Below are 21,977 nucleotides of genomic sequence, written 5' to 3'. Positions count from 1 at the left end.
ATAATTGAAGAAAAAAATCGTTGACCGAAGGACCCTCGAAAGGCGATCACCACCCAACGCTGTCAAGGTTCGGAACCTTGCCAGCGTTTAGCATTCGGTCAACACCACGACTAAACTTCTAGCACCATGAGCGCCAATCACTAAGGATTGCTCAATATCTGCTGTTTTGGAAGGGCCAGATAAAAAGACACCAAAACCAGTTTGTTTGTCGCCCAAGCGGATATATGCTTCTTGTAAGGTGGGCAAAAGATTCTTTTGAGATACATAAATCACTAAATGTTGGCAAATAAAGGGCGCCACGCGATGGGGTAAATTAGAATCGTCCAACCAAATTGCTCCGTTTTCAGCCACAGCAAAATCCCCATCTATTTCCAATACATCAATATCCGCTAAACTCAATCCATCGGTAAGTGGATTTAAACGAACTCGTTGCATGTTGGGAAAATGCGTATCCAATGCTGGGCTTGCATCTGCCGCATCTTTCACTTGAATGACAGTTGTACTAACCACCACCATCGAATGGAGAAAGTCCGCTAGGGTGTTTTCTCCAACTACCTGAGCAGTAAATGCCCCTGGATAAGCCTTAGCAGGCACTTTTACTTCTTGCAAAGCCTTGATTATTTCTTCCCGACTGCTCATGATCGATTCGATTTATACCATTCCTGAAAACTCTGTTTGGGCGGTGTAGGCATTTCTCTTTGCTTATACCATGGATTCATCCCATTATTCACAAGAAACGGAAACCAGCTCATGACTTTTCTTCCAACACCACCTGCCAATCTAAAAACGGCCGGATTAGACATCATCCAAGCCATCAATTTCATCCCTAGTACCTTACCAGCTGGAGCCAACCCTTCCTTCATTAAATCTTGTCGCCAAAACCACAATTGCTCGTGAATATTGATCTTAACTGGACAAACATTGGAGCAACTACCACACAAAGTACTCGCAAAAGGCAAATCGACATTGGCCTTTTTATCAAAATTAGGCGCTAAAATGGAACCAATAGGACCTGCCACTGGCTGATGATAACTGTGCCCACCGCTTCTGCGATAAACGGGACAGGTATTGAAACAAGCAGCACAACGAATGCACTTTAACGAATTTCTAAACTCGTCGCGGGCTAATTGTCTAGATCGACCATTATCCACCAAAACGATGTGCATTTCTTGGCCTAACCGAGGTTTAGCAAAATGACTGGAATAGGTAGTAATCAATTGTCCGGTTGCACTTCGTGCCAACAAACGAAGAAAAACACCTAAATCTTGTCGCTTGGGAATAATCTTTTCTATACCCATACAAGCAATGTGTACATCAGACAAATGCGCGCCCATGTCGGCATTACCTTCATTGGTACACACCACAAATTCCCCTGTTTCTGCAACGGCAAAATTGACACCCGTAATGGCAACTTTGGCTCCCAAAAACTTCTCTCTCAAGTGAATTCTGGCAGCTTCCGTCAAAAATTGTGGATCCTTATTGCCCTTGGGCGTTCCTAAGTGTTGGTGAAAAGTTTCACCGACATCTTCTTTTTTTAAGTGAATCGCAGGTAAAACAATATGGCTAGGTACTTCTTTTCTAAACTGAACAATGCGCTCACCCAGGTCTGTATCAACTACATCGATTCCTTTTTGTTCCAAATAAGCATTCAAATGACATTCCTCGGTCAACATTGACTTACTTTTCACCAAAGCCTTGTCGCCATGTTTTTGAATAATGGAATAAACTATTTCATTATGTTCATGCGCATCTTTTGCCCAATGAACCTGAACGCCATTGGCTTGTGCCTTTGCTTCAAACTCCAACAAATATTGAGGTAAATTACTGAGCATGTGCTCTTTAATCTGAGATGCCTGCTCGCGCAATGCTTCCCACTCTGGAAGTAATTTGCTGGCCTTATCTCGTTTAGACCTGACAAACCACAAGGTATCATCATGCCAATCCGTTCTTTCTTGATTGGCAATGAATTTTTCAGAAGCTTCCGCGTGACTAAGCATGTGCATTCAATATTTCTACAATGTGTTTTACTCCTACATTTGATGCTGAACGTTTCAGTATCCCTTCCATATGCATTAAACATGAAGTATCCGCACCGACAATGAATTCCACCTCATTGACTTGGTGTTCCTGTATCCGATCTTGTCCCATTTTTACCGAAACTGCCTCTTCGGTCACACAAAATGTACCCCCAAAACCACAACATTCATCTTGTCGCTCTGGATATTTCCACTCACAACCTTCCACTAAATCCAATAGATAAGTCAACTTAGAAAAGGGTTTTTCATTCAATTCCGTCATGGAAGAAATACGCAAACCGCGTTGACCATGGCAACTTTGATGCAAACCTACCTTGTGTGGAAAATAAGAAGGCAAAGATTTCACTTTCAATACATCCACTAAAAATTCACAAATTTCAAAAACGGAAGCTCTAATTTTGGCATCTGGATGATGTTCTTTTAAATGTAAAACACATGAACCAGATGGTCCTACGATATAATCATAGCCCGAAAAATTATCTGAAAAATTGGTATCACAACCTGAAGTAATATGGGCAAATCCCGAATTGGCCATAGGTTGTCCACAGCAAGTTTGATTCGCAGGAACACTTACTTCACATCCCAATTTCTCCAATAATTCTAAACTAGCAATGGCTACTTGCGGATAAAATTGATCAATGTAACAAGGGATAAATAAGGCTACTCGCATGCTTCATGTCTTTTTAGGCTCACCAAATTAATGGGTATCTCTTGATCATTCCAAGTGGAATGTATGGCTAAGGCTGCCCCTAAAGAACTAGCCTGTGCTACTTCAGCACCATAAATTGCTAATTGGGGAAAAGCAAAGGCCAAAAGCTGCATATAAATATCATTTTTACTAAATCCTCCATCGACCAAAATGCGATCTACAGGCGAAGAATCTAACAATAGACGTAAGGAATATATCTGCTGAACAACCAAATCTACCATAAACTGTTGGTATGCTTGTTCAAAGTTTTCAAAATGATTCAAATCTCTAAATTCAAAACCTGAATTAGCTAAAAAAGCAGCATTAGCCTCTTTCAAGGAAGGCATATGGTTTGCTATTTGATCGCTCAACAGCGCATTTAAATGTGTGGAATAAGGTACCATTAAATGGGCTTTTTTATCTACACCAAAATGAGCCTGTAATCGTTTCAATTGAATTTCATGTTCATTGCCTGCAAATAATCGAGCTGCTTTGACAGGCTTTCCATTGTATTGTAAAAACGACAAGACATCGTTTTTCAATTCAACGGGCGTCAAAGGTTGGGCATTGAATGGATGCATGGAAATACACCATGTCCCAGTGGAAAGCAACAAAAAAGGTTCTTTAAACTGCATCAAATAGGGTATCAATGCAGATGAGGAATCATGTAAACCTACCCCAACAGGTAAATTTGATGAACTCATAGGAAATGTTTGATTGGCTAATACCGTATCTGGCAATAAAGGTTTCAATCCTTCATTCTCTACCCAATCATGATAACGTTGATGATCAAAGTCCCACAAATGGGTATGACAACCCACCGAGGTCAATTCCGTATAAAACTGATGAGTAAATAAACTGGACAAATAATTGGGCCAATGCAATACCCAGCGAATACCCTTCTCTTGATTTTTGGCAGCTTTAGCCATCCAATAAGCCATCATGCCCGAATTCAAACTCCCTAAAATAGGCGATGCGGTGGCTCTAGCAACTTCAGATTCTCCCCCATAACGCGCATAAAATTCGGTAGCTAGATCGGCAGGAAATGGCTTTAAATAATTATATAAAGGTAAAACTGAGTTTCCCTTCTCATTGACAAATACGACGGTAGCTCCATAACCTGAAAAATTTAAGGCTAATACCTCGAATCGAGAGTCTTGCTGCACTTCATCAAAAGAAGCTAATACCCACGATTGTACTGCTGCCAAATCTTCACCCATGAATCCATCTTCATCTGGAATCTCGGCGAAATTTTGACTTTTCTCCAATACAATTTGGTAGTTTCTATCCCAAAGGAATAACTTCTTATTGGTTTTGCCAATATCAAAAATTGCAATAACGGGAAGTTTCTCCACCACTGACATCTTATAATCCCGTAGCTTGGGTTTTGGCTCCTCTTTGTTGAATCAACTGATTTCTAATACCTAAGTCACGGAACAAAGCCAAAGGATCAAAGGCTCCTCCTAATTCCAATCTTGCCTGTGCTACCAGTGAACGGACATCCGTGCGGAACGCTGTTTGCAAGATTTCCTGACAAGCTACCACATCATTGGCATTTCTGGCTGCTTCCAATGCAGTACGATCAACTAATAAGGCTTGGGCATAGGCCATTTGAATGGCCTCCACCGATTGTAATAAATCTTCTAAAGGATCTTTTACATTGTGAGAAGCATCAATCATCCAACCCAAATCTTTAGCATGATTCATACCTTTGGTATCCATTCCATCCACTAATTCATTGAAAATCAAGAATAATTGGTAGGGTTTGATGGAACCAGCAGTCAAATCATCGTCACCATATTTGGAATCATTGAAATGGAATCCTCCTAATTTACCTTCCATCAATAATAAAGAAACAATTTGCTCTATATTGGCATTGGGTAAATGATGACCTAAATCCACCAAGGTAAATGCTTTTTCGCCCAATTTATTCACCATGGAATACGATTGACCCCAATCTCCTACGGTAGTTGAGTAGAAATTAGGTTCGTAAGCTTTATATTCTAAAAACAACTTCCAGTCGCCCGGTAAAGCGGCATATATTTCTTTCAAACTTTCAACAGTGCGTTCGTATGCTTTTCTAAAGTTCAATTGACCAGGAAAGCAAGATCCATCAGACAACCATACAGTTAATGACTTAGAACCTAATTCAATACCTTGCTGGATTACCTCAATATTATGCTGAACGGCCTGTTTTCTTACCGCTGCATCCACATGTTGCAATGAACCAAATTTATAGCTCAAAGCTTGATTCGCTTGATCCTGAAACGTATTTGAATTCACTGCATCAAAGGCTAAACCATGTTGAGCAGCTAATGCTTTTATGGCTGAAGGATTCGTGGTACTATCCCATGGAATATGCAAAGAAATGGCTCCAGAAGTTTGGTTTAATGCATGCAATAAACCCACATCTGCAATTTTTTCTTCCAAATTCCGGGGCTCACCACCTCCTGAAAAACGACCAAATCGCGTCCCACCTGTGCCCAAGGCCCAAGATGGAATCGCGATCTGAAAATCTTTCAATTTGGTAATTAAATCAGATGGAATGGCTACCTCCGATTGAATAAAAGCATATCTTCTTTCGTGCGCAGCTAAACGAAGCGCATTGTGGTCGTGTAATTTCTCTCCAACAAACATGTAATTCTCTGCGATTTAACGTAAAAATCCTGCTGCTACTCCTCCGTCTACATTCAATGCATTTCCGGTAGATTTATGCAATAATCCACCAACAAATGCATAACATGCGTTGGCAATATCTTCTGGTAAAATAGATTGATTCAATAAAGTACGCTTCGCATAGAAAGCAGGCAATTCTTCTACCTTAATTCCGTATGCTTTAGCACGTCCTTCAGCCCAACCACCGGCCCAAATATTGGAATCTGCAATCACCGCATCTGGATTCACCGTATTCACACGAATGCGATCTGGCCCTAATTCAGCTGCCAATAAACGCGTCATATGTGCCTGTGCAGCTTTAGCCGAACCATAACCTGCGTTATTTGGACCCGCCACAAAAGCATTTTTAGAAACAATATTGACGATATCTCCACCTAAGTTTTGCTTGCGCATAATGGCCACAGCCGCTTGACTAACTAAGAACTGGCCCTTCACTAAAATATCAAATAAGCGATCCCAATCTTGTTGAGTATGCTCTAAAATACCTTTTGAAATACTAATTCCTGCATTGTTCACAATCACATCCACCCCACCAAAGGCTAAACATGCTTCACCCATCGCATTTTCAATGGATTCTTGACTAGTAACATCGGCTAAGACAGTAGATACTGAATCTTTACCAAATAAAGCGGTAAATTCCTTCTTTGCCTCCTCCATACGCTCTGCATTCACGTCGTTAATCACCACGCAAGCACCTTCTTGAGCCATTTTCTTAGCAATAGCCTTACCTATTCCTCCCGCTGAACCTGTCACAAATGCCACGCGGCCTGACATGCTTTTAGGTTTTGGCATACGCTGTAATTTCGCTTCTTCCAATAACCAATACTCAATATCAAATGCCTCTTGGCGAGGTAATGACGTGTATTTAGAAATTGCCTCCGCACCACGCATCACATTGATGGCATTGGTATAGAATTCTGCCGCCACACGTGCCGTTTGCTTATCTTTCGCAAAAGTAAACATACCAACACCTGGATATAAAATAACCACTGGGTTTGGATCACGCATCGCAGGGCTGTTTGAGCGAGCACAAGTAGCGTGGTATTCTGCATACATCACACGATAAGCCTCAAACAAAGGTTGAATTTGTGCCTTGATTCCGTCTACGTCCGACAAATCTTGATCTGGCTTCAAATTCAATACCAAAGGGGAAATTTTGGTGCGTAAAAAGTGATCTGGACAAGAAGTTCCCAATGGAGCCAATACATCCAAATCATTCGAATTAATGAATTGAAGCACACGCTCATCATCGGAGAAATGGCCAATCATCTGCACATATGAAGAACAGAAACCTCTCAACACTGGTGCAATTGCTTTCGCTTGAGAAATACGTTTGTCCGTTTCTAAGGAAGCAATTTTAGAACCTCCAAAAACAGGTCTTGTCTTGCCCTCATTTTGCTTAATATATTCTGCACACTTCTCAATTACGTCAAGTGTGTTTAAATAACAATCATAGGATGTATCAGCCCAAGTAAACAAACCATGTGAACCTAACATGATACCACGCAATTGAATCCCTTTCGCTGCTGCCTCTTGCAAGCAAGCACGCAACTGTAAACCTAAATCAAATCCCGGACGCTGCCAGCCAACCCAACCTATCTGTCCTCCAAATAATTCTTCGGTGATTTTCTTCCCGTCCTTAGCTGCTGCGATCGCAATTGCAGCATCAGGGTGCAAGTGATCAATGTGTTTAAATGGCAAGAAACCATGTAAAGGTGTATCAATGGACGGTGCTTTAGAAGCTAAATCAAAGATGCAATGGTTAAACAATTCCACCATTTCATCTTCATGCTCTAAACCACGATAAACATTCTCTAAACTCAATAAACGATCCAAATACAAGGCAGCACATCCTGATTTTTTCAAAGTACCAATGTCTCCACCAGAACCCTTAATCCACATCACTTCTGTTTCTTGTCCAGTTAAAGGATCTTTATCTTTTATTTTGACAGAGGTATTTCCACCTCCATAGTTTGTAATTCTTAAATCTGCTCCAAGAATATTGGATCTGTAAATAAATAAATCTACCTCGTTTCCAGATAAAGACGCTGCTTTTGAATCCTCCCACAGGTAGGATACATGCTGATAATTTTGGGACATATCTCCTTTTTTTTCAGTAAAATTAAATCTTGTCAAGTTAAAACCGTCCTAGTCTTTATAAGGACAGTCCTATTTTTATTTCTTACTCTTTTTTGCCACCGGCATGGCTTGTTCAAAATAATCGACCACTAAATGGCTCAATGCTTTCACTCCAAGCTGAAATCCAGACTCATCTATCTGAAAATCAGGTGTATGGTGACTCGCCACCGGTACGTTCAACTTATCCAAAGGTCTTCCTCCCAAAAAGAAAAAGAATCCAGGGATTTTTTCTTGAAAAAAACTAAAATCTTCTGCACCCGTGTGCGCTGGCTTTAAAAGCACTTTATCTCGCCCATTCAACTCTATAAGCGAAGGAAGCATTTTATCTACTAAGTTCACATCATTGATGGTCGCAGGATAACCCGTACCTATGTGTACGTCTGCCACTGCCCCTCCACTTTTGGCTATGTTGGTCGCAATATCCATAATACGTTGATGTACTAATTTTCTTTGCTCAGTTCCAAAAGTTCGAATCGTTCCAATCATACTCGCACTTTCAGGAATAATGTTATATCGAATACCACTATGTATAGCTCCTACCGTTACAATCGCTGGATCTTCAGGTAAATTAACGTTTCTACTAACAATAGTTTGAAGCCCCAAAATGATTTGAGAAGAAATGACTATTGGATCAATCCCTTGCCAAGGGTAGGCTCCATGAGCTTGCTTTCCTTTGACTTGAATATCCAATTCATCTACCGCGGCCATGGTAGCTCCTGGACGATACTGTATCGTTCCTGTTGCAGCCTCCGCCATGATATGTAAGCCAAAAATAGCATCCACTTTAGGGTTTTCTAATACACCTTCCTGAACCATTAATTCAGCCCCTGAAACAATTTTCTCTCCTCTAGCTCCATATACTCCTTCCTCTGCTGGCTGAAAAATAAATTTCACAGTACCTGCTAAATTGGCTTTTTCAGAGGCCAAAATTTCGGCCACCGACATCAAAATAGCCATGTGACTATCATGACCACAGGCATGCATAATCCCTGTTTTTTGGCCGTTATATTCCGTTGTGACTGTCGACTTAAAGGGTAAATCTCCTCGTTCTGTCACAGGTAATCCATCCATGTCGGCTCGTAAAGCTACCACAGGTCCAGGTTTGGCTCCTTTCAGTATACCCACCACGCCTGTTTTAGCTACTTTTTCTTGTACTTCAATACCCAAAGACCTCAAGTGCGCCGCTATAATACCAGCTGTTCGGACTTCATTATTTCCCAATTCGGGATGTTCATGAAAATCCCTTCTCCAAGAAATCGTTTTCGATTCCATGGCTTTCGCTTTTTGATTGATGATTGGCTTAAGTGAGGCTTGAGAAAAAGCCAAGGGGCCAAGGAGTAATAAGGCAGGTAAATAAATAAATGCTTTCATATTCGGGCTTATTTTATAGCAAACAAAAGGAAAGAGCGGAGCTCTTTCCTTGACAATTCATTCATGCAATATACAAAAAATCAAATCCTATGACAGCTTCAAGATTCCTAATCCATCGAGCTGAGCATTTTTAAGAAACGTAACCCCACTTCTTCATGATTTCTAAATCCTCTTTCACGCAATCAATCGGCTTTTTACCTTGATATGATTCTTGCTCAATGATGAAATGCTTAGTTCCACCTTTCTTTTCTCCCAATTTCACCATATCCAACACAGATATAATTCCTGTTCCTAGAATAGTACTTTCATATTTCTCTCCATGTCCTGGAGCCGCTGCAATCTCATCCTTTACGTGCATGGAAACAAAACGACCCGGATATTTCTTCAATATATCAGCAGGAACTCCTCCTCCATTAATCATATTACCTATGTCTAATTGTTGAGCAACCAATTTCGAATCCGTATTTTCCATGATTAAATCAAACAAAGTTACGCCATCCAATTTCTCAGAAAATTCAAAATCATGGTTGTGATATCCAAAACGCATGCCCGACTTTTGGCATAATTCCCCCGACTTATTAAATACATCCATGTAAGTTTTGAATAAGCTAGACGAAGTACGGATCGACTTATCCAAAGATGGACTGATCACAATTTCTTGACCACAAACTGCGGCGTCTTCAACGGTATATTTCCACAAATCGGTAAATTCCTTTTTAGACTCATCCCAATGTTGTTTACCCATCACGGTATGACCACTCGGCATTTTCATACCTAATCCGTCCAATCTTTTTCTAAATTCTTGGGCCGACCAGCCATAAAATTTACGGTTCACATAATTAGCATGCTCTACGTATTTGTAGCCCATTTCTGCCAATTTCGTTAAAGTACCCATAGGGTCTGCTTTCATGTCCTCCCGAATGGAATACAATTGAACACCTACTATTTTTTTGGCTTTGGCATTGGCTAAGGCCTCCCATGTCGATGAAGTAAAGGCTGCTGCTCCTAAAGCAATAGCTCCTTTCTGTAAAAATGATCTACGCGATGAATTCATAATTTTTAGATTTATTTATCTTCCAAAATTAGAATTCTAAATGAATTATTTATCCTTTTCTGAGATTATTTATCCTGATTCATCAAAACTCCATCTCGGGTTTTAGTTAAAAAGCGTAACTTCGAATTCTATGCAACCGCTCGCCGAACGAATGCGTCCTTCCTTATTGGAGGACTATATTGGACAAGAACATTTAATGGGGCCCCAAGGTCCCCTTCGAAGGGCTATTGATGCCGGACATTTACCTTCATGTATCTTGTGGGGGCCTCCGGGCGTTGGTAAAACCACCTTAGCTGTATTATTAGCCACTGCCTTAAAAAGGACGATCTACACCCTTTCTGCGGTATCTTCAGGTGTAAAAGAGGTACGTGAAACCTTGGAACTTGCCAAGAAAAACAGGATGTTTGAAGCCAATTCTCCCATCCTGTTTATCGATGAGATTCACCGCTTTTCAAAATCCCAACAAGATTCTTTATTAGGTGCAGTAGAAAAAGGAATCGTGACTTTAATAGGAGCTACCACAGAAAACCCTTCTTTTGAAGTGATTTCCGCTTTGCTCTCTCGTTGCCAAGTGTATGTATTACAACCGTTGCTTGAAAGCCACATGGTTCACATGCTACAAAAAGCCATACAAGTGGATCCACTTTTTAAAGGCAAAGAAATCACGCTTCAAGAAACCGATGCTCTTTATCATTTTTCAGGCGGAGATGGTAGGAAATTATACAATTTGTTTGAATTATTGGTGAGTTCAGCTAATTCCAATGCATTGACCATCACCAATGCTTTAGTAACAGAAAGGTTACAAAAAAACCTGGCTTTGTACGATAAAGATGGAGAACAGCATTACGATATCATTTCGGCTTTCATTAAATCCATTCGAGGTTCAGATGCCAATGCCGCTGTTTATTGGTTAGCCAGAATGCTTCAAGGCGGAGAATCCTTGGAATTTATTGGTCGACGATTACTTATTTTAGCCTCCGAAGATATTGGTTTAGCAAATCCCAATGCATTATTATTAGCCCAAGCTTGTTTTGATTCTATCCGTGTTATCGGAAATCCAGAATCCCGCATTATCCTTTCACAAACCGTTATTTATTTAGCCAATTCCCCAAAAAGTAATTCTGCCTATTTGGCTATTGATGAAGCCTTAGCTTTTGTCGAAAAAACAGGGAATTTACCTATTCCTTTACATTTAAGAAATGCTCCTACCAAACTCATGAAAGAGTTGAATTATGGAGCTGATTATAAATACCCTCACAATTACCCGGGCCATTGGGTAGCGCAAAACTATATGCCCGAATGGGACGTAATCCCGACTTTTTATCAGCCTGCCAATAATCCTGCAGAAGATAAAATGCGCTCAAAAAATACAAATAAGGAAGATTAATCGTGACACTCCATCAAGAGTAATTGTCCACTTTCATAGGAGATTTTCACCATCCCATCCGCTTTCGTCACATTGCTTGAGCCCGTTCTTTGGCCTATACACAGATCCAATTGATCTAATTCATACAACAATCCAGAACTAGATATTTGTTTTGCCTCCGCCAAAGGCATCAATGAAATGGATGTACCTTCCGGATACCACTTTTCAAAAACGGGAGGCAATAAATAACTGACTGAATAGTCATCAATCATCACTATTTTCAAATCTCGACCATATTTGGCCATGGAATGAAAATTATTGAGCGTATGATCCATGCGTTTTCCTGTAGCCCAAACCACATTCACGCTAGGGTAGCCCTCCTCGATTAAATAGTCAAAAGCCTTTTCTAAATCGGTCTTGTTTTGATCCGGCGTATGAATTTTCTTCAAGGGATAATCATCGTAATTATTTCCTGAACTAAACGATCGATCAAAATCTCCTAACCAAACATCCACTTTAATACCCAATTCCACCACTCGTTCCAATGCACCATCCAAGACGATGACCGTAGGAGACCATTCCAGCAATTGCTCTAAAAGATCGATAGAACAAGCCTCTCCATTCGCAATGATTAAGGCGGGTTCTTGCTTATCTCGGATGATGTGGTGAGAAGACATATTAAGCTTGAAAGTCTGATTTACCGCCCGATTTAGACAATAATTTTGTTTCTCGAATAACCAAACCTTTGGAAACAGATTTGCACATGTCATAAATGGTTAATGCGGCAACACTAGCTCCCACCAATGCTTCCATTTCAACACCCGTTTTGGCATGCAGTCGACAAGTACAGGTGATGATGATTTCTTCAGCTTGAACATCCATATCAAAAGAACAAGCATCTAAGCCCAAAGGGTGACAAAGTGGAATCAAATCCCCAGTTCTTTTAGCCGCCATAGTTCCGGCAATGATGGCTGTTTGTAAGATACTCCCCTTCTTATTTTGCCAACCCGCTGCTTCGAAATGCTGGATGATATCCGCCCCCAAATAGACGATGGATTGAGCTTTTGCTTCTCTCGTGGTCGTATTTTTAGCGCCTACATCCACCATACCGGGTTGATTTTGAGCGTCCAAATGTGAAAATTCTGCTGCCATATTGATACTTATTAAAAACAAAAATACATCTATTGAGTCATTTCATCGATTTTTTTAGAAATTTATAGATTCAGCTCACAAAAAAGATATGTTAAAACCCCTAGAAGCTTTTCAAATATTACAAGATATACCCGTTCCGAGACAAAAAGTACAAGTTCCGCTGATTGATTGTTTGGGAGGTATTTTGATGGAAGATTTAGTAGCAGATCGCGACTTCCCTCCTTTCGACCGGGTGATGATGGATGGTATAGCTATTGCTAATGTAACTATGCGAGAATGGAAATGGGAAGGGATAGCCTATGCTGGAGAAGTTCAAAAAACCTTAGTAGCCCCAAATGGTGCTTGGGAAATCATGACAGGTTCTCCACTTCCTATAAATGCGGTGGCGGTTATTAAAGTAGAAGACCTGGAATTTGTTGAAAAAGAGGGAGAAAGGTGGGTTACATGCAAAAATGAGATCATAGAAAAAGGAAATTTCATTCACCAAAGAGGAAGCGATATTCGTCAAGGACAAGTCATTTTAAAAAAAGGAACGCGATTAAAAGCCAACCATATTGCCATTGCAGCCAGTGTCGGATATTCCAAATTGTGGATTGAAAGATTGGGTGAAATTCATGTTTTTTCAACAGGAGATGAATTGGTTCCTATAGAAGCTACACCATTAGATTATCAAATCAGAAGTTCCAATTCCATTATGATGCAATCTGCATTGAAGCATGTAGGAATCGCTTCCCAACACCATCATTTGCCCGATGATCCCACGATCATCCACCAAGCCCTAAAATTAAGCTTAGAAAGAAGTGATGTTTTATTGTTATCAGGTGGAGTTTCTGCTGGGAAGAAAGATTATATTACTGGTATCTTAAAGGACTTAGGTTTTGAAGCCAAATTCCATAAGATTGCTCAAAAACCGGGTAAACCTTTGTGGGTAGGATGTCGAGCAGATGGAAAAGTAATTTTCGCATTTCCCGGAAATCCCATCTCTACTTTGGTGTGTTTTTCTATTTATTTTTTATCTTGGTTACAAGATCAAAAAACTCCTTTTCCACAAGTTAACATAACAGGCCTGCCCGCCCCATTAGCTAATTTAGATCATTGGATTCCTATTCAATGGACAAGTGAGCAACAAGCGCAAGTCTTGAAACATAATGGTTCAGGCGACTTAGTCCATTGGCAGCATGCTGATGCTTTAGCTTGGCAAAAAGCGAATGATACGAGTGAAGAATTAATCTATTTTCCTTTGTAGCTATGGAATTGCACATACATACCTTTGATTTGCCACTGAAGCATACCTTCACCATCACGCATGAATCTAGGGATGTGCAACCAACGCTCATTGTGGAGTTAACTTGGCATGGAAAAAGTGGCTATGGAGAGGCTACGGAAACGCCCTATTATGGAGTTACCATGGAAAAAATGGTATCGCAGCTAGAAAGTATTCGTTCTTTTTTACCTAGCGACATACTTCCACATCCCAATGATTTCTGGAAAATGATGTCCAAAACCCTATTAGATGACCATCCCTTCGCCTTGTGTGCTTTGGATGTGGCATATTGGGATTTATGGGGGAAAACACATGACAAGGCCTTGTACCAATTATGGGGTTTGGACATTTCACATAATCCCATGACGGATTATACGATTGGTATGGATACGATCGACGTTATGGTGGCAAAAATGAAGGAAATGCCTTTTCCTTTATATAAAATCAAACTAGGTACAAATCAGGATATTGAAATTATTGAAGCACTCCGAAAAGAAACGGATGCTGTTTTTCGGGTAGATGCCAATACCGCTTGGACGGTCGAACAAACCTTAGAATATGCCCCTAAATTAAAAGCTTTAGGAGTGGAGTTCATAGAACAGCCACTCAAGGCAGATCATTGGGAAGGAATGAAACGTTTGAAAAAGGAATCTGCATTACCGATCATCGCCGATGAAAGTTGCATAACCGAATCAGATGTTGCCCTATGTGCCGAATATTTTCATGGCATTAACATCAAATTAATGAAATGTGGTGGCATTACGCCCGCTTTACGTATGATTCATCAAGGCAGAAATTTAGGTTTAAAAATCATGGTAGGTTGCATGACCGAATCTACAATTGGTTGCTCGGCCATTGCCCAATTATTGCCACTTTTGGATTTTGTGGATATGGATGGATGCTTATTGGTGGAAGATAACATTTCACAAGGAATACGTATCGATTTTGGCCACGTTATCTATGCCAAAGAAGGAGGAACCGGAGCAAAATTAATTCAGCATGGCTAATTTTATGCATTTTGCGAATTCCATTCCTGGTCGGATGATTCATATCCATGGAAAAGACTTTCGCTGGTTAGGTGGAACCAATTATTTAGGAATTGGCGAGCATCCCTTATTTAATGAACAACTAAAAAAAGGAATTGACCTATTCCCTCAAAACTGGGGAAGTTCCCGAAAAAACAATATTCAGTTTTCGGTATGGGATGATTTAGAACATGTATTGGCGGAAAAATTGGGTCATGAAGCGGCGGCACTTTGCTCTTCGGGTTTTGCTGCAGGACAAATCGCCCTTCAGTTTTTACTCAAACAATTCCCTCAAGCTACTTACTCTCTTGCCCCGCATAGCCACCCTGCTATCACCACGTTTCAACATGCTCCTTGGGAAGGTAGTCGGGAGACATGGATTCAGAATGGGATAGTGGAGCAAGTTAAGATCTTAGGAACGGATGGAATCAGAACTCCCTTGGCTGAATTGTTTGATTTTGAATGGGCCAAAGAACTACATCCAGATCAGTATCTCTTAGTTGACGAATCTCATCGAATAGGCGTTCAAGATATTCAAATAAATAGTTCGGCAACCATAATACAAACCGCCTCTTTATCAAAAGCTTACGGAATTCCGGCAGGTATTATTCTTGGTCCAAAAGATCAGATTGAAGAAATTAAAAAAGATCCCATGTGGATTGGAAGCTCCCCTCCCAATTTGGCATTTTGTTTTGCTTGTTTGAATGCTCAAGAAGCATATGTAGAACAAAGGGAGAAATTGGTAGAACACATAAACTTTTTTCAATCCAAGCTGGATGATACGTCCATCAACTGGGCCGTGGGTCATCCTTCGTTTTGCACGGATAATGAAAATATCATCCAACGATTAGAAGCGCATGGATTTAAAATGAATCAATTTTCTTATCCTAAATGGAATGATCCAGCCATTGCTAGAGCCTCCATTCATGCGACATTAAAAAAAGCTGACCTTTTGGAATTAAGTCAGCTTCTTCATGAATAAAGTTATAATTTTCAAGGTGCCGGATTTTTTTTGGCGTAAAGTAAAACGGCTACTCCAAAAAGCATCGCTGGTATCGACAAGATTTGCCCCATGTTTAGGGTCATGTAATTTTCAAACTCGCTTTGATTTTCTTTAAAAAACTCATAGAAAAAGCGAAGCGCAAATAAGGCAATCATAAACCAACCTGTGATTAAGCCTTCTTGCGTTTTCTCTTTTTTCTTGGACCAAAACCACATGACGATGAAAAATAGAAGCAAACAAGATAAAGCCTCATATAGTTGCGATGGATGCCTAGCTAATACCTCAGCATTTCCCATGGAATTAAACTCCGTGTCTCGATAAAACTTGAATCCCCAAGGTAAATCCGTAGGTTTTCCTACAATTTCTGAATTCATTAAATTACCCATCCGTATAAAAAATCCGCCTAAAGCGACGGTAGGAACCACACGGTCAGTTACGTACAAATAGGATTGACCTGGGTATTTTTTGGTATATAAATAAAATGCGGTAAAAAGCCCAATTCCTGCTCCATGGGATGCCAAACCTGAATAGGGTGGAATAATCATTTGTGTGAAAAACCGAATGGGATCCGCTTGTAATAAAGGGAATTCATAAAAGAAATAATGACCAACACGAGCCCCAATCACGGTAGCCATCATAGCATAAATCAATAAATGATCCGCTTGTTCAATAGGTCTACCCTCCTTCTTAAAAATAAAACTTAATACCTGAAAGCCTGCTAGAAAAGCCATGGCAAAACAAAGTCCGTACCAACGAACAGGAAAACCGAAAAGTTCAAAGATAGTTGGATCGGGATTCCAATCAATAAACGATAAAATCATGGGGATTGACGTTAAATATAGCAATCCAAATTTAAGACAAAATTTAGGATAATTGCCAAACGTCTAAGATGCTACCAACTATTTTTGAACCTTTGGAATCACTAGACTTACTGCCTTCTTTAACACTTTAGCAGGAAATAATCGATGAGGAAATCCTAAAGCGAAAGAATCTGAGGCAAAAAGCACTCCAACAAGTAGTAGAACAACAAACTTCTTTTTCATAATGTTTAATTTATTGATAGACAAATGTAGTAAACATATAGTACTTTGCAATACAAGGTACTATAATTGTTTGTTTTATTGTGATGATTGGTAGTCAAGATGCGTCAATTGGTCGATTGGTTGCATGAGTGTAACGACACATCGTATATTTTTGATACGAAAATGAAATCATTTACCGTTTAACAGTCAAATTAAAATTTATACTCATGAAAAAACCATTGCTTACATTCGCCATAGTAGCCTCCATTGGCTTAGCAAGTTGCTCTAAAGAAGACGCATTGAATCCGACAACGGATGCCACTGGATTTGTTAGCCAGAATTTCATTCCAACTGCTGTTAAAACAACTGTATCAACTACTTATCCATCTGCCCAAGTAGATTATTATGTATTACAAAGTAATTCCTTGTATGGAGCTAACATTGTGGTAAATAACACGGAATCACAAGTGGTATTAAACAAAACTGGGGAAATCAAAGAAGCATTTACCCGAATTACTGAAGCTGAATTACCTGCGGCTATAACGACCTACTTAAAGGAAAAACATACTGGTTATACCTTCATTCATGCAGGTAAAAAGACTTCAGGTACTCCAGTGACGTATCGAGTTGAGATCAAAGTAGATACCACCGTCTATTCGATCTTGTTTGATGAAACGGGTGCCATGATTTCCACGATAGAAGGCAAAAAAGGTGAAAAAGGAGGAAAAGGCATGGGAGCGGCAGTAAGTCATTTAGCTTTAACGGAGCTTCCCGCTGCAGTTCAAGCGGCTATTACTGGATATACTTTCAAAAATGCGGTACTTCGTTTAGATGGGAATGGGGTTGCTACCTACCATATTCACGCTGAAAAGGATGGTAAAGTCTGGGATTTTAAGATCGATGCCACTGGAAAAATTCTTTCTAGCAAAGAAGAAAGCAAAGATGACATCAAGATCACAAAAACTGAAATTACAACCCTTCCCCAAGCCATTATTGATTATTTAAATAAAAACGCCGTTGGCTGGACATTGAAAAATGCCTTTTCAGTTCAAAAAGATAATGTAGCCATTCACTACCATGTAGTGGTAACCGTTGGAGCAAATTCACAAGCCTATATGTTTGATAAAGATTTCAATGTTGTTGCCAATCCTGGAAAAGGTCCTAAAGACAATCCGAACCCCGCCAACTTCACGTTAACGGCCATCACAAAAGATCAAATCCCTGCTGCAGCTATATCTTATTTAGATAAAACTTATGCTGGCTGGACATTAAGCAAGGCTGTTTCTGTCAGCAAAGATGGTGCCGCTTATGAAATTGAAGTAATCATTACGGTTGCGGATAAAAAGTATAAAGTTGAATTTGACCTCTCTGGAAATTTCAAGAGTGCCCATAAACTTTAATTATTAGGTTGATTGTTTAAAAAGGCTTGCTCTCGCAAGCCTTTTTTTGTTATTTCGAGTGATATGCAAGAAATTGAACCTTCCTATCAATGGGAATCTATCTACAATGCTTCCCATGACCCCAAATCTCCATTTTACGGGAGAACATATTCCAACACGGAATATATACACACAATTTACAGCTATTACATTCACCCGCTTTGGGACGAAATCGACTCAGAAACACTCTATTGCAAAATACTTTTTACGGATTATCCCTTACAATTTTCAATCATTGAATTGATGGGAGAATGGAACGATACCCTACACAATGATATCATGTTATTTAAACGTGGGGTGATCGATCATTTATTAGCTGCGGGGATCAAATACTTCATACTTGTAGGTGAAAATGTCTTTAATTTTCATGGTTCTTGGGAAGATGACTATTATGCTGAGTGGTTTGAAGAAGTAGAAGATGGCTGGATAGCGGGACTTTGTTTCCCCGAATTCATTGAAAAAGAATGGAATAAATATAAAATCGATTATTACATCAATTTTGGAGGGACCTTACAAATCCCCAATTGGCGTACAGCCAAACCTGAAATGCTTTTTATGGTAGTTCATAAGATCCTTTCAAATCGCCTAGGTAACTAAAAATCAAAGAGTTGATTAAAATAATCAGAAAGCAGGACAAGAATCTTATCTCAACTCATACTTTTGTCTTAGATTTGTCAACTCTTGAAGATTAGATTTGTCAACTCTTGAAGATTAGATTTGTCAACTCTTGAAGATTAGATTTGTCAACTCTTGAAGATTAGATTTGTCAACTCTTGAAGAGTTGACAAATCTTAGCACAGGTTACAAATCTTAGCACAATTGACAAATCTTAGCACAATTGACAAATCTTAGCTCAATCACAAAGCCGATTAAGCATATTACCATCACATGACAACCATTTACCCCCAAATTAACCTATGAAAAAATTATTTACACTCCTACTTTTATTCATCTCCATTCAGATGATAGCAAAAAAACCAGACAGCCGTTATTACGAATTACGCGTTTACTATTGCCACCCTGGCCGATTAGACGCTTTAATCCAACGATTCACCAACCATACCACCAAAATTTTTGAAAAACATGGTATGACCAATGTGGGTTATTGGATTCCTAATAACAATGAAAAAAATGCTCTTTACTACATTTTATCCTACCCAAATCAAGTAGAACGTGATAGTTCTTGGAAGCGTTTTGGTCGCGATCCAGAATGGCGAGAAGTTGCTAGAAAATCTGAAGAATCAGGTAAAATTGTTGCGAAAGTAGAAAGCACATTCATGATGGCCACCGATTTTAGTCCAAAAATCAAGCCTTCATCTAAAAGTGTTGACCGTGCCATCGAATTAAGAACCTATACGGCAACTCCTAATAATATCGACAACATCTTGGCTCGTTTCAGAAATCATACCACCAAATTGTTCAAAAAACATGGTATGACGAACATTGCCTATTTTAAGACGATTGAAAAAGATCCTTCTGTACAACCTCGTTTAGTATATCTTCTAGCTCACAACAGTGAAGCTGCCGGAAAAGCTTCTTTCGACGAATTCAGAAAAGATCCCAATTGGATTAAAGCACGCGACGAATCAGAAAAGAATGGAAAAATTGTCGACAAAGTAGAATCTATCTACATGCATCCTACGACATTTTCAACTATCCGATAAAGCTTTGTATCTTTGTTGTCCCGAAATTTCGGGACAACAAAGAAAAATTATGCGTTGGAATAAGCAAGGATTACTCTTTTGTCCAGACGGTCAATCTGAATGGAATCAAAAAAAATATGCACACGTTGTCTGTGCTGACACCCATTACACGGATCGAATCCGTTTATATTATTCCGCTCGCGATTCTAAAGGGCGCTGTCAAGCCTCCTTCATTGAATTAGATTCCAATAATTTATCCACCATATTATACGTTCATCCTGAGCCTATTTTAAGCTTAGGGGCTCCTGGAACCTTTGATGATTGTGGTATCATGCCCACTTGGTTCTTACAAAACGGTGAAGAAAAATGGCTTTACTACATTGGTTGGACCGTTAGAAATACCATTCCTTACCACAATGCACTAGGTCTAGCCACCTCTAAGGATGGGATAAATTTTACTAAAAAATTCCAAGGACCCATCATCAGCACCACGGCCACTGAACCATTTTTCAATGGCTCGGCTTGCTTTCTTTTTGACCAAGGAATTTATAAAGTGTGGTATTTAAATTGTACCCACTGGCTTCCAGATGGCAATTTAATGGAGCCATGCTACCACATTAAATACGCAGAATCTGTGGATGGCATCAACTGGGACAGAAAAGGACAAGTAGCCATCGATTACCGAGATGAAATAGAAGGAGGAATATCAAGACCTACCGTTTTAATTGAAAATGGCATCTATAAAATGTGGTTTTCAGCAAGAGCATGTACGGATTATCGCACGAATCGCTCTCGTTCTTACCGTATCTATTATGCTGAATCAAAGGATGGTATCCATTGGAATAGACAAGATGGATTAGCTGGTATCGATGTGAGTGGCAATGAGCAAGATTGGGATTATGAAATGATTGAATATCCCTTGGTTATCCGCCATCAAGATAAAACCATCCTGTTTTACAATGGTAATCATTTCGGTCAAAGCGGTGTAGGTTATGCTATTTTAGAAGAAAAATAATGGATTTTAGCTACCTGAATCATCAGCTTTATGGTAATCCTCAAACGGCCAAACTACCCAAGGTATCCGTTTGCCTGATTACCTATAAACATGAAAATTATATCCAAACTTGTTTAGACAATATTCTGCACCAAAAAACAGATTTTGAATTTGAAATCATCATCGGAGAAGATCACTCCCCTGATCAAACGGCTTCCATCATCCAAACCTATGCAGACCGATATCCTGATAAAATAAAAGCTTATATCCGACCAGAAAACGTAGGGGCAAAAGTAAATTTCCTACATTGTTTTTTTGATTGCCAAGGGGAATATATTGTGCATATTGAAGGAGATGACTATTGGACTTCCCCTGATAAACTTCAAAAACAAGTGGATTTTTTAGATAGCCACCCAGAGGCATCTGCCTGTTTTCATAATGCCCAAATCATTTATGAAGATGGCACAGGAAGAGAACCATCCCTCATTAATCCCTTGGATCAAGCACCTTGGGTTCAATCAACAGATCTATTAAAAGAACGAGAAGCGTGGTTTATGGCAACTGCCAGTGTCATGATGCGAAAAAAGCTAGTGAAGACCTTACCCGATTGGTTTTTTCATTCCAAAAGCGGAGATATTCCTCTCTACGTTATTCTAGCCGAAGAGGGACCTATCGCCTACTTACCAGAAACCATGTCTGTTTATCGAAAAAACGAAGGTGGCATGAGTTATACGGATAGTAACAAATCTGCTGCATTCATTCAAAATCGTATATTCATGTATTCCAAAATCAATGAGTATACCCGTACCAAATACCAAGATTTAATCAAGCCCATCCTTTTTGAATACCATTTACTTTTAACAAGGATCACTGAAAATGAAAATTCATTTCTAAAAAGATGCTTTTATTTATGGAAAGCATCAGCACATTCCCCTCAAAAACTCCAGCTGGAAGATTGGAAAAGACTGTTTAAAGAATATGTATTTACGGCTGAATCCTTTTTAGCCTATTTAACCTTTCGGAAAAAAATGAATCGTTTTTTTGGAATTAGGTCATAAATCAGGGTAAACCCATTAGGATTTTACAGGGTTTTAATTGAAATTTA

Annotated in this window: 21 protein-coding genes; 9 read left to right on the top strand and 12 right to left on the bottom strand. The window is 39.6% G+C overall.

Going from position 1 to position 21,977, the window contains the following annotated elements:
• Window positions 1–87: 87 nt before the first annotated feature.
• The 8 genes from U0R11_RS04305 to U0R11_RS04270 all read right to left on the bottom strand — a co-directional run bounded on the left by U0R11_RS04305 (window position 88) and on the right by U0R11_RS04270 (window position 9,964).
• Window positions 88–639 carry a LutC/YkgG family protein gene (locus tag U0R11_RS04305; RefSeq protein WP_406750007.1) on the bottom strand — a complete coding sequence of 184 codons (552 nt, stop codon included), beginning with the start codon at window positions 637–639 and terminating at the stop codon, window positions 88–90.
• A complete protein-coding gene (locus U0R11_RS04300) occupies window positions 636–2,003 on the bottom strand; it encodes a lactate utilization protein B (protein WP_406750005.1) in 1,368 nt (455 codons plus the stop codon). The genes U0R11_RS04305 and U0R11_RS04300 overlap by 4 nt, the downstream gene beginning before the upstream one ends.
• Entirely contained in the window at window positions 1,990–2,706 is a 717-nt protein-coding gene (locus U0R11_RS04295) for a (Fe-S)-binding protein (RefSeq protein WP_406750003.1), read from the bottom strand. The genes U0R11_RS04300 and U0R11_RS04295 overlap by 14 nt, the downstream gene beginning before the upstream one ends.
• Complete coding sequence (locus tag U0R11_RS04290) at window positions 2,697–4,088, bottom strand: FGGY-family carbohydrate kinase (RefSeq protein WP_406750002.1); 1,392 nt, start codon at window positions 4,086–4,088, stop codon at window positions 2,697–2,699. The genes U0R11_RS04295 and U0R11_RS04290 overlap by 10 nt, the downstream gene beginning before the upstream one ends.
• A 1-nt stretch (window position 4,089) precedes the next feature.
• Complete coding sequence (locus U0R11_RS04285) at window positions 4,090–5,361, bottom strand: TIM barrel protein (protein ID WP_406750000.1); 1,272 nt, start codon at window positions 5,359–5,361, stop codon at window positions 4,090–4,092.
• A gap of 15 nt (window positions 5,362–5,376) precedes the next feature.
• On the bottom strand, window positions 5,377–7,500 hold the full coding sequence (locus tag U0R11_RS04280) for a bifunctional aldolase/short-chain dehydrogenase (protein ID WP_406749999.1): 2,124 nt from the start codon (window positions 7,498–7,500) through the stop codon (window positions 5,377–5,379).
• A gap of 75 nt (window positions 7,501–7,575) precedes the next feature.
• A complete protein-coding gene (locus U0R11_RS04275; RefSeq protein ID WP_406749997.1) occupies window positions 7,576–8,910 on the bottom strand; it encodes an amidohydrolase in 1,335 nt (444 codons plus the stop codon).
• A 130-nt stretch (window positions 8,911–9,040) separates the two neighbouring features.
• On the bottom strand, window positions 9,041–9,964 hold the full coding sequence (locus tag U0R11_RS04270) for a sugar phosphate isomerase/epimerase family protein (protein WP_406749995.1): 924 nt from the start codon (window positions 9,962–9,964) through the stop codon (window positions 9,041–9,043).
• A 130-nt stretch (window positions 9,965–10,094) separates the two neighbouring features.
• Here U0R11_RS04270 and U0R11_RS04265 point away from each other — a divergent pair, with 130 nt between their 5' ends.
• Window positions 10,095–11,351 carry a replication-associated recombination protein A gene (locus U0R11_RS04265; protein WP_406749993.1) on the top strand — a complete coding sequence of 419 codons (1,257 nt, stop codon included), beginning with the start codon at window positions 10,095–10,097 and terminating at the stop codon, window positions 11,349–11,351.
• Here the strand turns inward: U0R11_RS04265 and U0R11_RS04260 are convergent.
• Window positions 11,348–12,007, bottom strand: a complete 660-nt coding sequence (locus U0R11_RS04260; RefSeq protein WP_406749991.1) for a thiamine diphosphokinase — start codon at window positions 12,005–12,007, stop codon at window positions 11,348–11,350. The two genes, U0R11_RS04265 and U0R11_RS04260, sit on opposite strands and share 4 nt — an antisense overlap.
• 1 nt (window position 12,008) lies before the next feature.
• Window positions 12,009–12,482 (bottom strand): cyclic pyranopterin monophosphate synthase MoaC, encoded by a 474-nt coding sequence (gene moaC / locus U0R11_RS04255; protein WP_406749989.1) that lies wholly within the window; start codon window positions 12,480–12,482, stop codon window positions 12,009–12,011.
• Between the two features lie 88 nt (window positions 12,483–12,570).
• Between moaC and U0R11_RS04250 the strand changes: the two genes are divergently transcribed.
• Genes U0R11_RS04250 through U0R11_RS04240 form a run of 3 tightly spaced genes read left to right on the top strand, consistent with a single transcriptional unit; the run spans window position 12,571 to window position 15,753 of the window.
• Complete coding sequence (locus U0R11_RS04250; protein WP_406749987.1) at window positions 12,571–13,728, top strand: molybdopterin molybdotransferase MoeA; 1,158 nt, start codon at window positions 12,571–12,573, stop codon at window positions 13,726–13,728.
• A gap of 2 nt (window positions 13,729–13,730) precedes the next feature.
• The gene (locus U0R11_RS04245) at window positions 13,731–14,753 is read left to right on the top strand and encodes a dipeptide epimerase (protein ID WP_406749986.1); all 1,023 of its coding nucleotides are present in this window, start codon (window positions 13,731–13,733) and stop codon (window positions 14,751–14,753) included.
• Window positions 14,746–15,753 carry an aminotransferase class I/II-fold pyridoxal phosphate-dependent enzyme gene (locus U0R11_RS04240; protein WP_406749984.1) on the top strand — a complete coding sequence of 336 codons (1,008 nt, stop codon included), beginning with the start codon at window positions 14,746–14,748 and terminating at the stop codon, window positions 15,751–15,753. Before U0R11_RS04245 ends, U0R11_RS04240 begins: the two co-directional genes overlap by 8 nt.
• Before the next feature lie 11 nt (window positions 15,754–15,764).
• On the opposite strand, the gene lgt is transcribed toward U0R11_RS04240, so the two are convergent.
• A complete protein-coding gene (gene lgt, locus U0R11_RS04235; protein ID WP_406749982.1) occupies window positions 15,765–16,595 on the bottom strand; it encodes a prolipoprotein diacylglyceryl transferase in 831 nt (276 codons plus the stop codon).
• 78 nt (window positions 16,596–16,673) lie between these two features.
• Window positions 16,674–16,817: a hypothetical protein gene (locus U0R11_RS04230; RefSeq protein ID WP_406749980.1), complete on the bottom strand. Its 144-nt coding sequence runs from the start codon at window positions 16,815–16,817 to the stop codon at window positions 16,674–16,676.
• 206 nt (window positions 16,818–17,023) lie between these two features.
• On the opposite strand from U0R11_RS04230, the gene U0R11_RS04225 reads away from it, so the two are divergent.
• The 5 genes from U0R11_RS04225 to U0R11_RS04205 all read left to right on the top strand — a co-directional run bounded on the left by U0R11_RS04225 (window position 17,024) and on the right by U0R11_RS04205 (window position 21,930).
• Window positions 17,024–18,196 carry a PepSY domain-containing protein gene (locus tag U0R11_RS04225; protein WP_406749978.1) on the top strand — a complete coding sequence of 391 codons (1,173 nt, stop codon included), beginning with the start codon at window positions 17,024–17,026 and terminating at the stop codon, window positions 18,194–18,196.
• A gap of 63 nt (window positions 18,197–18,259) precedes the next feature.
• Window positions 18,260–18,832, top strand: coding sequence for a hypothetical protein (locus tag U0R11_RS04220; RefSeq protein WP_406749976.1), 573 nt, complete (start codon window positions 18,260–18,262; stop codon window positions 18,830–18,832).
• Between the two features lie 320 nt (window positions 18,833–19,152).
• Window positions 19,153–19,899 carry an NIPSNAP family protein gene (locus U0R11_RS04215; protein WP_406749974.1) on the top strand — a complete coding sequence of 249 codons (747 nt, stop codon included), beginning with the start codon at window positions 19,153–19,155 and terminating at the stop codon, window positions 19,897–19,899.
• Window positions 19,900–19,948: 49 nt separating this feature from the next.
• Window positions 19,949–20,893 (top strand): glycoside hydrolase family protein, encoded by a 945-nt coding sequence (locus tag U0R11_RS04210; RefSeq protein WP_406749972.1) that lies wholly within the window; start codon window positions 19,949–19,951, stop codon window positions 20,891–20,893.
• Entirely contained in the window at window positions 20,893–21,930 is a 1,038-nt protein-coding gene (locus tag U0R11_RS04205; protein WP_406749970.1) for a glycosyltransferase family 2 protein, read from the top strand. The genes U0R11_RS04210 and U0R11_RS04205 overlap by 1 nt, the downstream gene beginning before the upstream one ends.
• Window positions 21,931–21,977: the final 47 nt, after the last annotated feature.

The sequence above is a fragment of the Aquirufa salirivi genome (assembly GCF_045310485.1).
Lineage (GTDB): Bacteria > Bacteroidota > Bacteroidia > Cytophagales > Spirosomataceae > Aquirufa > Aquirufa salirivi.
This window is presented reverse-complemented; position numbering and strand designations above follow the sequence as displayed.

Excerpts from the sequence above, each read along its gene's own strand:
- U0R11_RS04305 (WP_406750007.1), bottom strand. The coding sequence starts at position 639 with ATGAGCAGTCGGGAAGAAATAATCAAGGCTTTGCAAGAAGTAAAAGTG.
- U0R11_RS04300 (WP_406750005.1), bottom strand. The coding sequence starts at position 2,003 with ATGCACATGCTTAGTCACGCGGAAGCTTCTGAAAAATTCATTGCCAAT.
- U0R11_RS04295 (WP_406750003.1), bottom strand. The coding sequence starts at position 2,706 with ATGCGAGTAGCCTTATTTATCCCTTGTTACATTGATCAATTTTATCCG.
- U0R11_RS04290 (WP_406750002.1), bottom strand. The coding sequence starts at position 4,088 with ATGTCAGTGGTGGAGAAACTTCCCGTTATTGCAATTTTTGATATTGGC.
- U0R11_RS04285 (WP_406750000.1), bottom strand. The coding sequence starts at position 5,361 with ATGTTTGTTGGAGAGAAATTACACGACCACAATGCGCTTCGTTTAGCT.
- U0R11_RS04280 (WP_406749999.1), bottom strand. The coding sequence starts at position 7,500 with ATGTCCCAAAATTATCAGCATGTATCCTACCTGTGGGAGGATTCAAAA.
- U0R11_RS04275 (WP_406749997.1), bottom strand. The coding sequence starts at position 8,910 with ATGAAAGCATTTATTTATTTACCTGCCTTATTACTCCTTGGCCCCTTG.
- U0R11_RS04270 (WP_406749995.1), bottom strand. The coding sequence starts at position 9,964 with ATGAATTCATCGCGTAGATCATTTTTACAGAAAGGAGCTATTGCTTTA.
- U0R11_RS04265 (WP_406749993.1), top strand. The coding sequence starts at position 10,095 with ATGCAACCGCTCGCCGAACGAATGCGTCCTTCCTTATTGGAGGACTAT.
- U0R11_RS04260 (WP_406749991.1), bottom strand. The coding sequence starts at position 12,007 with ATGTCTTCTCACCACATCATCCGAGATAAGCAAGAACCCGCCTTAATC.
- moaC (WP_406749989.1), bottom strand. The coding sequence starts at position 12,482 with ATGGCAGCAGAATTTTCACATTTGGACGCTCAAAATCAACCCGGTATG.
- U0R11_RS04250 (WP_406749987.1), top strand. The coding sequence starts at position 12,571 with ATGTTAAAACCCCTAGAAGCTTTTCAAATATTACAAGATATACCCGTT.
- U0R11_RS04245 (WP_406749986.1), top strand. The coding sequence starts at position 13,731 with ATGGAATTGCACATACATACCTTTGATTTGCCACTGAAGCATACCTTC.
- U0R11_RS04240 (WP_406749984.1), top strand. The coding sequence starts at position 14,746 with ATGGCTAATTTTATGCATTTTGCGAATTCCATTCCTGGTCGGATGATT.
- lgt (WP_406749982.1), bottom strand. The coding sequence starts at position 16,595 with ATGATTTTATCGTTTATTGATTGGAATCCCGATCCAACTATCTTTGAA.
- U0R11_RS04230 (WP_406749980.1), bottom strand. The coding sequence starts at position 16,817 with ATGAAAAAGAAGTTTGTTGTTCTACTACTTGTTGGAGTGCTTTTTGCC.
- U0R11_RS04225 (WP_406749978.1), top strand. The coding sequence starts at position 17,024 with ATGAAAAAACCATTGCTTACATTCGCCATAGTAGCCTCCATTGGCTTA.
- U0R11_RS04220 (WP_406749976.1), top strand. The coding sequence starts at position 18,260 with ATGCAAGAAATTGAACCTTCCTATCAATGGGAATCTATCTACAATGCT.
- U0R11_RS04215 (WP_406749974.1), top strand. The coding sequence starts at position 19,153 with ATGAAAAAATTATTTACACTCCTACTTTTATTCATCTCCATTCAGATG.
- U0R11_RS04210 (WP_406749972.1), top strand. The coding sequence starts at position 19,949 with ATGCGTTGGAATAAGCAAGGATTACTCTTTTGTCCAGACGGTCAATCT.
- U0R11_RS04205 (WP_406749970.1), top strand. The coding sequence starts at position 20,893 with ATGGATTTTAGCTACCTGAATCATCAGCTTTATGGTAATCCTCAAACG.